Source organism: Alteromonas sp. ABH4_454, assembly GCF_056311775.1.
Map to the genome: position 1 here is coordinate 576446 of NZ_CM149972.1, position 13377 is coordinate 589822.

The window sequence follows — 13377 nt, forward strand, 5'->3', positions numbered from 1 at the left end:
AGCATCGGCTCTTTAAACCTGCGGAACTAAACTATTAAAGAGTAGCAGGCTCTAGATTATTTACTATTGCATCTTATTGCTTAAGGTAAGTGTAACCCGCTAAGCAGTTTTCGTAGAAATCGGTCCAGCGAACCCCTTCGCGCGGATTCAATTTGCCGTCCCATACATGCTTATCTATCATTCGTTTAACATCTGACGCCATTGCACGCGGGTTATACTGCATAACGTTTAGCACATCTTCTACTGACGAGCCTTTTACTACTTCTTCAATGTAGAAGTCTTCCGGGTCGTCGTCGTAGCTGTAAATATGCACTTCGTTTAAGCGACCAAACAAGTTGTGCATGTCGCCCATTACGTCTTGATATGCGCCCGTTAAGAACAAACCAATGTAATAAGGTTCGTCCTTCTTAAGTGGATGCATAGGCAGTACGTCAGTAATTTCACGGCCAATCGTGAATTGATCAATTTTACCGTCGCTATCACAGGTTATATCCACTAACGAGCAATTAACCGTTGGCTCTTCATTCATGCGAATAAGCGGTACTACTGGCAGAAGCTGGTCAATAGCCCAGGTATCAGCAGCCGACTGAAACACAGAGAAATTACACAAATATTGAGACGACAAGCTGTAATCTAGCTCTTGTAGCTCTTCTGGCACATATTCTTCGTTTCGATACCACTTCTGTAGGCGTCCCATAATATCCCAGTAAAGGGTTTCTATTTTGCCTAGCTCTTCTAATGTAAGTACACGCAGCTTAAATGCATCGAGCGCTTGCTCTTTATATTGAGACGCGTCGTTGTAAATCTCATGCATGTTCGTTTGTTCGTCAAACGTATCGGCAAGTTCACGCATGTTTTTCAAAAAGAAGTGCTCGCCTTCTTTCGCAGACGTATCCAGTTGCGAAGCATTAGATTTAATCTCGCCCACAATTTCTGTAATAACGCAGCTGTGATGCGCAGTGATTGCACGCCCGCTTTCACTTACCAAATGCGGATGTGGTACACCTTCAAGATCGCACATTTCCTTCATGCCGTAGACAACGTCAGCAACATATTCTTGCATGCTGTAGTTACGCGAAGACTCATTCGTTGAGTTACTGCCGTCGTAGTCGATACCAAGACCACCGCCTACATCAACATAGTCCAGCTCGAAGCCCATTTTATGAAGGTCGGCATAAATACGCGCGCCTTCGGTAACCGCTTCTTTTACTGCACGTATATCGGTTAGCTGACTGCCAATATGGAAGTGAAGCAGCTTCAAGCAATGGGCCATACCCTGTTCTTCAAGGTAGCGAGCTGCGTTAATGATCTCGGTAATGGTCAAACCGAATTTCGCACGTTCGCCACCAGAGCTTTCCCACTTACCACGACCTTTCACGGTCATTTTAGAGCGCACACCGATAATAGGGTCGATGTTAAGCTCTTTTGAAATTTTCACGAGTAAAAGCAGCTCGGTGTACTTCTCGACTACCACAACCACTCGACGACCAAGCTTTCTACCTAACAGTGCAAGACGCATTACTTCGTCGTCTTTATAACCGTTTAGAATGGTCAACGACTCTTCGTTGGTATTCATGGCAAGTACGGTAAGAAGCTCGGCTTTAGAACCGGCCTCCAAACCGTAATTATAAGGCTTGCCTGCATCAACAATCTCTTCAACCACTTCACGCATTTGGTTTACTTTTACCGGATACACACCTTGGTACTGGCCTTGATATTCGGCTTCTTCGATTGAGCTTCTGAAAGCTTTATTCAAACCGGCAACTTGCGAGCGCAATATGTCGTGGAACCGCACAACAACAGGGAACTGTACACCCTCTTTGCGGATATCTTCTATTACCGAATTAAAGTCGATTCGAATGCTAGGATCTTCAGGAACAGGGGTAATATGGACATTGCCATTTTCACCAATTTGAAAATAGCCGCCACCCCATTGAGACACGCCATAGACGCGCTCCGCTTCTTCGATGCTCCAATCTGACAATTTATTCACCTATGTGTAAGTGGGCTAGGTTTATACCTAGCAAAGTAAGTGCGAAAATAAGCAGCGTATTATAGACAACACAAGGCTGAACGCGAGTATTGTTGCGATGTAAAATATCTATTGTCGCGACTAATTTTGTTTATCGAACGCTAACTTTTAAGTGTCTATCCATGTTTGAACATAGTCTATAACTATCTTGTCTGCTTTTGCTTCACAATACGCTATAAACTCTGAGATATTTTGAGTACGCTCAAGCTCAAAACCCAGATTAATTTGCGGCGATTTAAAAAACTTCTGCGCAATATGTTCAGCATCAGTCTCATCATCTTCTAACCATGTCTCGCTAAGCTGGTTTCGCCTATCTAGCTTTATCGGCGCTTTTATTTGATTGAAGGAATCTGAATTGGGAGTCTGCCAGCCGCGCATGTCTACAAATAGGTGAAAGGGTCTACCTTTACGGGTTTTCAAGCAGTCAGAAAGTTTAGCGAGATACTGAATGTTTGTAGACATATCCCACTTGCCACGAAGTGTGACCAAAATACAATTTCTGAATGGCTCAATATGAAAAGGGGTCGTAGACATTTATTCGTACATCTCTATGACTATATGAATAATAAACTCAACTGCTATAGCTCCTACATAGTAGAGTTGAAAAGCTTAAACTACAACTAAAGTTGAATACATTGTGATTACGTTTCATACTCAAAAAGTAAAAAGACCTGCATTTACGCAGGTCTTTAAACGTTGTTAATAGAAGATAGACGCCGTATTAATCGTCCCCGAACTCACGAATAATACTGTTGATGGTGTCTTTAGCGTCACCCAAAACCATGCGCGTGTTGTCTTTGAAAAACAGCGGGTTATCTACACCAGCAAAACCGGCATTCGCAGAGCGCTTAAGTACAAAGACGGTTTTTGCACGATGGGCTTCGATAACTGGCATACCGTAAATAGGGCTACCTTTCATCTCCTTGGCCGCTGGATTAACAACATCGTTCGCGCCGATAACGATAACCACATCATAGTTTTCCATACGCGGGTTTACGTCGTCCATTTCGTATAGTTGGTCATAAGGCACATCGGCTTCTGCCAATAACACGTTCATGTGACCCGGCATACGCCCTGCTACCGCGTGAATGGCATAATCAACCGTACAGCCGTTTTCTTCTAATAGAGACTGAAGCTCACGTACCGCATGCTGTGCTTGCGCAACCGCCATACCGTAGCCAGGCACCACCAGTACTGCTTGCGCGGCCTCTAATACATAAAATGCATCTTGCGCGGACAATACTTTAATTTCGCCTTCTATTTTTTCACCCGCTTCTACTGGCTTCGCAAAGCCAGACAACAGCACATTCATCAGTGAGCGGTTCATTGCCTTACACATGATATTGGTAAGAATTAAGCCTGAAGCACCCACTAGTAAACCGGTAACAATCAATATTGTGTTACCAGTAGCGAGACCTGCCGCAGACGCCGCAACACCTGAGTAGCTATTTAAAAGTGCGATAACCACCGGCATATCTGCACCACCGATTGAAATGGTCGCCCACAAGCCGAAGCTTAGTGATAACGCAATAGCACAGTAAATCCAAAGTGGATTGCTTGGGTCGGTAGTGAAGAAATAACCAATCACCACCATACCAATTAAGTGCAAGATGCTTAGCTCGCGAAGCCCTGTGAAAATAACCGCTTTAGAACTCATTTTCCCGGACAATTTACCCCAGGCTACCACCGAGCCAGAGAACGTAATGCCCCCAACTAAAATAGTGAAAAACAAGGTAATAAAGGTAAACGCGCTTTCAGTTTTAAGGGTAATCAGGCTCATTCCGGCTAATGTTGCCCAACCCAGAAGCAATGACGCTGCACCACCAAAGCCGTTAAACAGCGATACCATCTCGGGCATTGCCGTCATTTCAACGGTTTTAGCTTTCCACGCACCAAAAGCGCCGCCAATAACAAAACCTAAAAGGATATATTGGTAGCTAATAATTTGCTGATCAAGCAGGGTAACAACCACAGCAACCAGCATACCTATGGCAGAAATGAAGTTACCTTTTTTCGCGGTATCTGGATGGCTAAGTAATTTAAGTCCTAGGATAAATAGTGCCGCAGCAACTACATACGCAAGGTTTATTACAGTTACGATATCACTCACTTGCGTACTCCTTATTTATCTTTTTTCTTAAACATGCCAAGCATGCGGTCGGTAACAAGATAACCGCCCACTACGTTTATGCTGGCCAGCGCCACCGCGGCCGTACCAAGAATGGTGGTTAGCAAGTTATTGTCGCTACCCGATGCGACTAATGCGCCTACTAACGTAATACCTGATATTGCGTTAGAGCCTGACATTAAAGGCGTATGTAACGTAGCAGGCACTTTTCGAATTAACTCAAAACCCAAAAAAGCAGCCAGTAGCACGATGAAAAGTAGGTAAATGATTTCCATGATTAGGCTCCTTTGTATGCGTTGTTAAGCATGTCGTTGGTAATGCTACCGTCGTGGGTAATAACACAGCCGGCCAGAATGTCGTCTTCTAAATTCAGCCCAAAGGTTTTGGTTTCATCGTCAAAGAACTCATCCACAAGGTTGTAGATGTTATTGGCGTACATATCGGTGGCCGCTTTAGCCACAAACTGACTCCAGTTACCGTTACCGATTACCTTTACACCGTTAACTTCAACTGTTTCGCCAGCAACCGAACCTTCAACATTACCACCTGATGTTGCGGCCATATCTACAACCACACTGCCAGGCTTCATTAGTGCTAAGGTATCTTTTGAAATTAGTACAGGTGGTTTGCGTCCAAATAGTTGAGCAGTAGTTATAACGATGTCAGAGTCAGCAATGGCGTCGCGCTGGGCTTCTTGCTGCTTTGCTTTTTGTTCGTCTGTCAGTTCTTTTGCATAACCGTCTTTCGTTTGGCCTGTTTCACCAATGTCGATTTTAAGGAATTTGCCACCAAGTGACTCTACTTGCTCTGCCACTACCGCACGGGTGTCGTAAGCTAGCACGTTTGCGCCTAAACGTTTCGCCGTTGCTATTGCTTGAAGGCCCGCTACACCGGCACCAATAATGAATACCTTCGCAGGCTTTATGGTACCTGACGGTGTCATCATCATAGGTAATATTGATGGCAACTGGTTCGCTGCCTGCATCACCATCACGTAACCTGCAAGACTCGCTTGCGAGCTCAATGCGTCCATTTTTTGTGCACGAGAAGAACGAGGGATCATCTCTACAGAAATAGCGATTAGCCCCTTCTGTGCAATAGACTCAACAAGCGATTGCTGAAAGAAAGGGTCAAGATGGCCTACCACAATGGCCCCTTTTTTCATCAACGCTAGCTGTGCATCGGTGGGTTTGTTCACCGCCACCAGCATATCTGCTGTTGATAACGCTTCATTCACATCATCAAGGATTGTGACACCCGCATCTTGATATTCTTTATCTGAATAACCAGCACCCTTTCCTGCACCTGTTTCGAGTAATAAAGTTGCACCTTTCTTCACTAGACGTTGAGCACTACTTGGCGTAGCTGCACAGCGCTTCTCCACATTATTGAGCGGACCCGGCGCTTTTGACTCATTTAATATTATGATCTTCACACATACACCTCCTCACTTGTTGGCAATTTGAGAATGACACCAACCTTATGCCGCACAGCCATTTAATTCGCTTATGCTTAGCATTCCTTGGCTAAATTACATTCAACTTTTGTTTTATTCGCACTTTTTTCTTTAGTACTCATCCTTGGGACCGCTTTATTTATAGGCGAAAGCAGAGCAAAGCTACGCGAAACACTTATGCTTAACCACTACCTTTTCCTTACGACTAATAACTAATACGAATAAAGAAATGGCATACAGTCAATAAATGGCCTCAATATTTTCTCATTCACAATGTGAATAAAGAAAAATGCGGTCAATTTTTGTACACACGTAAATGTTGAAATTAACTTCAAGGAAGTTTTTACAATGGTGGGGCGCATACGGAATGAAGAATCTGTTGAAGAAAAATAAAACTCGCTTTCTTACCATGAAAGTTTGTTAATTAAGTTTGGTGATCGAAACATTCCCTTATTGCGTTATACCGCTAACCACTAAAAAGAGAAATTTTTCCATGTTCGGACTTTTTAATAACAACCCCACGAAAAAAATGCGTAAGCAATATGACGCCTTATTGGAAAAAGCCATGCATGCACAACGAAACGGTGACATCAAAACGTATTCGCTGCTAACGGCTGAGTCTGAGACACTTTGGAAAGAGATAGAAAAAATAGAAAACCCTGACAACCAAAAAAACAACTAAGCAAATTTGCCCTAGTTTTCTCGCCCTTTGTTTTCTGAGCCCTTACAATAACGCCTTATATGTAAATGCATCAAACAATAAGGCGCTTTGATATGCTAATAGGCAGTGCTGTAACGGCATTTAAACAGTTCACTTCCAGGCTAATGTTCTTGGCTACTTGCGCGGTGCTGTCTAATACAGCTTTCGCTATTGAAGCTGGCCAATATTACTATTTCATTTCTGACAAGTGCGTAGCCAAAGGCCCTCAAACACCTGAAGAGCGCGGAGCAGTTACCCCTGATGTCATGCTATTTGAAGTGGTACCCGCTGGGATCAGCGACTACTACGTAAATATGAATACAAACGCCCTAGTTCACTATACAGAGGAAGGGCAGGACACCCTTTCTTCGTTAGAGACAGAGCAGGCTTATACTGCTGGCAAAACACCGTCAAAGGACAGCCTTAGAAAAGACGGGAATGCTATTCATCACGACTTTATGTTGCAGCGCGAAGCCATAGATTTGAAAACCCTGATTAACACCTTAAACGGTTTTTCGCAGTTGCAATCTGATAAAGGCTACTTTTTTAAGAAGATTGTAGGGCTTTCAAACCCTAACGCTAAGTTCAAAGCCATTACCCGGGTTCGCTTAACCGATATGGGTTATGAAAACCGTATGATGCTAACAAGCTATACCAGCGATTATTTTATGTTGGATGGACAAGGCAAAGCGCCTGATACACCTTTTATTGAAGTAGATCACGGTGCAGCACTTCGTGGTTCACTTCACGAGACCAACAGCCCTTACGCTATCTTCACCCGAAACACAGTATGCGGCGAAAAGTGGGAGCCGGGTAATTAACAAGGTAATTAGCTAGGACATACTTTAAACGCTTGTTAAATGGAGCGGGCTTGCTTCGGCTTTAGCGGCTTTGATTTTAAAAGGCTCTGGTTTTAATTACTACGATAGAGCGTTTTAATAAGGTGGTAGCCGAAACGGGTCTTCACCGGCCCGTGTACTTTTAGCACCTCTTTCTTAAACACCACATCGTCGAAAGCTTTTACCATTTGGCCTCGACGAAATTCACCAAGATCGCCGCCACGCTTGCCCGACGGACATTTAGAATGACGCTTTGCTAACGTCGCAAAATCCTTACCCTTTTTAAGCTGCTCTAAAATAGAAAGCGCTTCTTTCTCTGTTTTAACCAAAATGTGAAGTGCGGATGCCGTTGCCATGGAAAGGACCTAATTTGTCTCGGGGGTTTAAGAATAATATCGTGCACGCTAAGTATACCCTAGTGAGCAACTCGCCCGCCATTAGTCAATGTGATGTGTTGGGCTAAAAAAGCGATGTAAAGGCTACTCTGCTGTTTAAAAACTGCGTATCGTTAACCTTTATCAATCATTGACGAGTCTTTCCTCTTGTTACCAGAATTCGACTTGGCCCAAGCGATAGGAATGCTGAGTTTTGCGCTTGGCATTTTGTGCTTTTATCAGCGTGATGATCAGCACCTGCGTATTATGATGGTTGTGATGAATTTAAATCACGCCCTGCATTTCGCGTTACTTGGTGCTGTTACCGCATGCTTAAGCGCCTTACTTTCAGTGGTAAGAACAGGCATTTCAATTAAAACCCGCTCCCGCAGTGTCGCCTATCTATTTATATTAATATCGCTAGCAGCCGGGCTGTATTTGGCCGAAGTTTGGTACGATTTATTCCCTATTTTGGGCACGTGCATAGGCACTTATGCCTTGTTTTGTTTGTCGGGAATACGCATGCGTTTAGCGTTTTTGTGCGGCGCTATATGTTGGCTAACCAACAATATTATTGTCGGCTCTATTGGCGGCACCCTGCTTGAAGCTACGCTACTGGCAGTTAATAGCTTCACCATTATTCGTTTGTACAGAGGGCAAAAAGCACTCGGTCAGGCCTGATTGCCCAAAGTGAATGCGTTGCTATACGCACACTGCATTGGAAGCTTTCAAGCCAACCTCGTCGAGTGAGTCGAAACACGTCAATTAGAACGAGAGCGCAAACAGACTCGTTACTGACGTGTGGTAGTCCACTGACATAGCAAAAGATAACAACGTTATATTCACTATAGAAAAACCAAAAACGCGTTTTGCCCAGCCTTCTACATTGATGTCGGGTCTATATCCGCGCAGTGCCATTAACAGCCACCAAAGGCTGGTTGCAAAAGCAACCGTTAAAAAGCCAATGCCCGTATAACCGCTTAGTGGAAGCAGCATTACCACTAAAGCAAATAACGCAACATGTAGAACAATATGGCGTTTTGCTTTCGCTATACCTTGCGATACAGGCAGCACGGGAATATCAGCAGCCTTATAGTCGTTATATCTAAAGATAGCGATGGCATAAGAATGAGGCATTTGCCAAATGCTGAACATACCCAGCAAAATAGCCGCGGCTATATCAAACTGACCACTTACTGCGCAATAACCGACCACTGGCGGCACCGCACCTGACAAGCTGCCAACAAATGTGCCGTACACCGAGTTTCGCTTCATATACAGGCTGTAAGCGCCCACATAAATAACGTAGCCAAAAGCAGCAAAGCACATCGCAGTTAGATTGGTGTAAAGCGCTAACAAGCCAAACCCTGCAACACCTAGCACAACACCGTGCAACATCGCAGTAAGTAACGGCAGCTCGCCTGTCACCGTAACCCGATTTGCGGTGCGCTGCATTTTGCCGTCAATGTCTCGGTCAATGCAGTTGTTAATTACGCACCCCGACGCCACCACCAGCGACAAACCAATAAGTGTAGCAAGTAGCAGCCAATAATCGATATCGCCACGGGACGCTAATAAGAAACCGCCCGTTACCGAAATGGCATTACCCATAATGATGCCGGGCTTGGTGACTGACAGATAACGTTTAAAGGTAGAGGTCATGGGTAAAATCCAAAATTAGAACGCGCCAATTGAGAAGCGCATCCATGAATACTGAGAAGCCCAATATTGAGCGCCCTTCAGAAAGGCACTATGTGAGGGCTCAACGTACTGACCGAAATTCAGTAAGCACATGAAAAGCCCGACACAATCGTCAGGCTAGACCACGTATACACAGTGATTTGCTAATACATCATCATGGCGTTCGATTCGTAGATGATCCAAACGGATAACCCCACCACCATGAAAATAATGAGCGCACTGAATAGAAACGAGAACGTATTGGCCCTGCCTTCCTCGGTTACAAAGTTAAGATGCAGGAAGTATTTAAGGTGCACCCAAATTTGAACTAAGCCCAAGGTAACCACGCTCCAAATGGTGGTGACTTTAGAAAAATCACCATTCATCACCAAAGTAAACGGAATAGCGGTAAGTACTACAGATAAAATAAAGCCGATAACGTAAGACTTCACATCGCCATGGCTAGCATCACGACTATGTTCAGATGAAGCGTGGCTATTCGAATTCGAAGCTAATTTTGCATCGTGTAACGCCATTACATTGCCCCCATTAAATACACTACGGTAAATACACATATCCACACGATATCGAGGAAGTGCCAAAACAAGCTCAAGCAGCTTAGTCGGGTAACGGTTTGCTCGCCAAGACCTCGGCGGGTTACTTCAATAAACATAATGGTCATCCAAATAAGACCTGCTGTAACGTGCAACCCGTGCAGCCCTACTAGCGAGAAAAACGCTGTTAGAAACGCACTTTGCTGCGGCCCGTTGCCATGCTCAATAAGGTGATGGAATTCATATACTTCCATACCGATAAAGCACGCTCCCAGCGCCCAAGTCACCGCCAGCCAAGCAAGTGCGCCTGATTTGTTTTGCCGGTGAGCAAAAATCATCGCAAAGCCAAAGGTAATACTGCTTAAGAGCAATGCAGCTGTTTCCACAGCCACAAAGTTGAGTTCAAAAATATCTTTGCCAGACACGCCCCCTGCCGTGTTCATGAAGAGCACGGCGTAGGTTGCAAAGAAAGATGCAAACAACAAACAGTCGGTCATTAAATACAACCAAAAACCAAACACAGTGTTGTTCTCATGATGTTCTTCATGTGCGTGTGCTTGAGGCATTGGCGCTGCACTTGAAGTTGCAATAGTACTCATTAGCGACCTCCTACTGTATTTGCACTTAAGTGCGTAGCTTCAACTCGTTCAACCTCATCTACCTGCACGTAGTAATCAACATCTGCGGTATAGCAACGTTTAATAAACCCCCCTATTCCTGCTGCTAAACCGGCAATGGCTAGCCACCATATATGCCAGATAAGCGCAAAGCCCATAACGGTAAAGCTCATACTCATAAACACACCCGCAGAGGTGTTTTTTGGCATATGTATAGGTGTGTATTTCTCTGGGCGTTGATACGACTCGCCCCGTTCCTTCATATCCGTCCATGCATCGATGTCTTTGACGTGCGGTATGTTGGCAAAGTTATAGAACTGAGGTGGTGACGCTGTTGACCACTCTAGCGTGTGACCATTCCACGGGTCGCCTGTTCTGTCGTTGAGCTTTTCTCTGTTTTTAAAGCTTACATACAAGCTGTAGAAGCTGGAAGAAAATGCCAATCGCAATAACAAACGCACCAAATGCAGCAATGTATAACCAGATATTCCAGTCAGGATTGTTTGTGTGATTTAAACGGCGTGTCATACCCAAGAAGCCAAGCACATACAGGGGCATGAACGCCAAAAGGAAACCAATTTGCCAGCACCAAAACGCTGCTTTTCCGGTTTTTTCGTCAAGCTTAAAGCCCATGGCTTTCGGGAACCAAAAAGCAAAGCCAGCCAAGTAGCCAAACACTGCACCACCAATAATGGTGTTATGAAAGTGGGCAATAAGGAACAAGCTATTGTGGAGTACGTAGTCTGCGCCAGGTATAGCTAACAGCACGCCTGTCATACCGCCAATGGTGAAAGTCACCATAAAACCTAACGTCCATAGCACAGGCACACTTAGTACAAGACGGCCTCGATACATAGTGAAGAGCCAGTTAAATAGTTTTACCCCCGTGGGTATAGCAATAACCATGGTCATAATGCCGAAGAAGGCATTCACATTGGCGCTCGACCCCATGGTAAAGAAGTGATGCAGCCACACAATAAAGCCAAGAATGGCAATGGCGCCCGACGCATAAACCATCGACTTGTAGCCAAAAAGGCGCTTTGCGGTAAACGTAGATATAACTTCAGAAAAAATGCCAAATGCAGGCAGTACCAGAATATAAACTTCAGGGTGTCCCCACGCCCAAAACAGGTTGATATACATCATAGAGTTACCACCGGCTTCGTTAGTGAAGAAGTGGAAGTCCATATAGCGGTCTAGCGTTAGCATGGCTAACACAGCGGTAAGAATAGGGAACGAGGCGGCAATCAGAATATTCGCCCATGTACAGGTCCAGGTAAAAATAGGCATTTGCATTAACTTCATGCCTGGTGCACGCATTTTAAACACGGTAACTAAGAAGTTTACGGCAGTTAGCAGGGTACCGAGCCCGGATATCTGCAGGGCCCATATGTAATAGTCGACGCCAACCCCGGGACTAAACTCCAACCCGGCTAGCGGCGGATAAGCAACCCACCCTGTTTTTGCGAATTCACCTAACCCTAAAGACACATTCACTAGAATTGCGCCACCTGCGGTTAGCCAAAAACTCAAATTATTTAAAAATGGAAACGCCACATCACGAGCACCAATTTGCAGTGGCAAAATGATGTTCATCAAGCCAATCATAAACGGCATTGCCATGAATATGATCATGATAACGCCATGGGCGGTGAAGATTTGGTCGTAATGCTCTGGCGGGAGGTACCCGGGCGCACCATTGGTTGCCATTGCAAGCTGAGTACGCATCATAATAGCGTCGGCAAAGCCGCGCAGCAGCATGATCATAGCTAGCACAATGTACATAATGCCCAGACGTTTGTGGTCGACAGACGTGATCCAGTCAAACCACAGGGTACCCCACTGTTTGTGTTTGGTGATGAGCATGGCTATAACCACACCAAGTAGTGCCACTACGGCAAGTGTCACCATGATAATGGGCTCGTGATAGGGCACGGCCTCTATAGATAATTTACCTAAAAAAGACATGATTATTGTGCATCCTCTTGATGATGACGGTGTTGCATTTGAGGCATTGTGTGATGTTCGCCGGTTGCGGCATTTTCTGGCTTGCTGTAAAAGTCCATAGAGCCGTGATCTTTCATATACTTCATCACGATGTCGTGAAAGAGACCTTCACTCACTTCGCTGTAGTAAGTCACCGGGTTGTTTTCGCTTGGTTTGGCTAGCTGCTCATAAGAAGCCGAAGTTAACGGTGTTTGTGCTTGCTTTACGCTTGCAACCCAATCGTTAAAGTCGCCCTCGGTAGGTGTGGCGATGGCGTTGAATTTCATGCCCGTAAAGCCCGCGCCACTGTAGTTTGACGAAATACCTTTATACGTACCTGGCTCGTCTGCGATAAGGTGAAGCTTAGTTTCCATTCCAGCCATGGAATAAATCTGGCTTCCCAACTGAGGAATAAAAAACGAATTCATAGTACTTTCAGAAGTGATCTTAAACGCCACAGGTTTATTAGCCGGAAACACTAATTCATTGACGGTAGCAATGCCTTGCTCAGGGTAGATAAACAGCCATTTCCAGTTAAGCGATACCACTTCAACAGTAAGGTGCTCTCCTTTGCCTTCTAGCGGCGAATAGGGGTCGAGCGCGTGTGTCGAGCGCCATGTGATCACGCTTAACGAAATAACAATTAAGATTGGAATAGACCAAACAATGGCTTCAATCTTCGTTGAGTGTGCCCATTTAGGGGTGTAAATTTCAAAGTCGCGGCTAGCACGATATTTCCACGCAAAGTAAAGCGTAAGCACAATAACGGGAACAACAACAATCAGCATCAGAATGGTACAAAGAATAATAAGATTCTTTTCATCCATGCCCACTTGCCCTTTGGGGTCAAGCACGCCACCGCTGCAACCGGCTAACGTAAGCCCAGCACCAGCAACAATCAAAGTAAAAAGGTTACGAATAGACAAAACAAGTTCCTATAACCCACAAGTTAAACGGCGATGACTGAGCAGTTCCTAACGGAACCACGGGTTTACAGCATCGAAAAACGCA

At 44.9% G+C, this 13377-nt stretch carries 13 protein-coding genes and 1 pseudogene; 3 read left to right on the plus strand and 11 right to left on the minus strand.

What is annotated here, in order from left to right:
• Nucleotides 1–73: 73 nt before the first annotated feature.
• The 5 genes from speA to ACYX4W_RS02515 form a co-directional block, all read right to left on the minus strand.
• Nucleotides 74–1984, minus strand: coding sequence for a biosynthetic arginine decarboxylase (gene speA, locus ACYX4W_RS02495; RefSeq protein ID WP_474856640.1), 1911 nt, complete (start codon nt 1982–1984; stop codon nt 74–76).
• 156 nt (nt 1985–2140) lie between these two features.
• Complete coding sequence (locus ACYX4W_RS02500; protein WP_476074580.1) at nt 2141–2566, minus strand: arginine decarboxylase; 426 nt, start codon at nt 2564–2566, stop codon at nt 2141–2143.
• Nucleotides 2567–2753: 187 nt separating this feature from the next.
• On the minus strand, nt 2754–4142 hold the full coding sequence (locus ACYX4W_RS02505; RefSeq protein WP_476074581.1) for an NAD(P)(+) transhydrogenase (Re/Si-specific) subunit beta: 1389 nt from the start codon (nt 4140–4142) through the stop codon (nt 2754–2756).
• 11 nt (nt 4143–4153) lie between these two features.
• Nucleotides 4154–4435 (minus strand): NAD(P) transhydrogenase subunit alpha part 2, encoded by a 282-nt coding sequence (locus ACYX4W_RS02510; RefSeq protein WP_014951245.1) that lies wholly within the window; start codon nt 4433–4435, stop codon nt 4154–4156.
• A gap of 2 nt (nt 4436–4437) precedes the next feature.
• On the minus strand, nt 4438–5595 hold the full coding sequence (locus ACYX4W_RS02515; protein ID WP_476074582.1) for an NAD(P) transhydrogenase subunit alpha: 1158 nt from the start codon (nt 5593–5595) through the stop codon (nt 4438–4440).
• 514 nt (nt 5596–6109) lie between these two features.
• Here ACYX4W_RS02515 and ACYX4W_RS02520 point away from each other — a divergent pair.
• Complete coding sequence (locus ACYX4W_RS02520) at nt 6110–6298, plus strand: DUF6435 family protein (RefSeq protein ID WP_476074583.1); 189 nt, start codon at nt 6110–6112, stop codon at nt 6296–6298.
• Nucleotides 6299–6390: 92 nt separating this feature from the next.
• The gene (locus ACYX4W_RS02525; protein ID WP_476074584.1) at nt 6391–7137 is read left to right on the plus strand and encodes a hypothetical protein; all 747 of its coding nucleotides are present in this window, start codon (nt 6391–6393) and stop codon (nt 7135–7137) included.
• A 92-nt stretch (nt 7138–7229) separates the two neighbouring features.
• Here the strand turns inward: ACYX4W_RS02525 and ppiC are convergent, their stop codons facing one another.
• Nucleotides 7230–7511, minus strand: a complete 282-nt coding sequence (ppiC, locus tag ACYX4W_RS02530) for a peptidylprolyl isomerase PpiC (protein ID WP_278384565.1) — start codon at nt 7509–7511, stop codon at nt 7230–7232.
• A gap of 186 nt (nt 7512–7697) precedes the next feature.
• On the opposite strand from ppiC, the gene ACYX4W_RS02535 reads away from it, so the two are divergent.
• Nucleotides 7698–8210, plus strand: coding sequence for a YgjV family protein (locus tag ACYX4W_RS02535; RefSeq protein WP_071960224.1), 513 nt, complete (start codon nt 7698–7700; stop codon nt 8208–8210).
• 84 nt (nt 8211–8294) lie between these two features.
• Here the strand turns inward: ACYX4W_RS02535 and cyoE are convergent, their stop codons facing one another.
• The 5 genes and pseudogenes from cyoE to cyoA all read right to left on the minus strand — a co-directional run bounded on the left by cyoE (nt 8295) and on the right by cyoA (nt 13292).
• Complete coding sequence (gene cyoE / locus ACYX4W_RS02540; RefSeq protein WP_476074585.1) at nt 8295–9191, minus strand: heme o synthase; 897 nt, start codon at nt 9189–9191, stop codon at nt 8295–8297.
• A gap of 182 nt (nt 9192–9373) precedes the next feature.
• Nucleotides 9374–9745 (minus strand): cytochrome o ubiquinol oxidase subunit IV, encoded by a 372-nt coding sequence (cyoD, locus tag ACYX4W_RS02545; protein ID WP_476074586.1) that lies wholly within the window; start codon nt 9743–9745, stop codon nt 9374–9376.
• A complete protein-coding gene (gene cyoC, locus ACYX4W_RS02550) occupies nt 9745–10362 on the minus strand; it encodes a cytochrome o ubiquinol oxidase subunit III (RefSeq protein WP_476074587.1) in 618 nt (205 codons plus the stop codon). Before cyoC ends, cyoD begins: the two co-directional genes overlap by 1 nt.
• A pseudogene (gene cyoB / locus ACYX4W_RS02555) lies at nt 10362–12348 on the minus strand (cytochrome o ubiquinol oxidase subunit I). The gene cyoC and the pseudogene cyoB overlap by 1 nt, the downstream one beginning before the upstream one ends.
• Nucleotides 12349–12350: 2 nt before the next feature.
• Complete coding sequence (gene cyoA / locus ACYX4W_RS02560) at nt 12351–13292, minus strand: ubiquinol oxidase subunit II (RefSeq protein ID WP_476074588.1); 942 nt, start codon at nt 13290–13292, stop codon at nt 12351–12353.
• Nucleotides 13293–13377 lie beyond the last annotated feature (85 nt).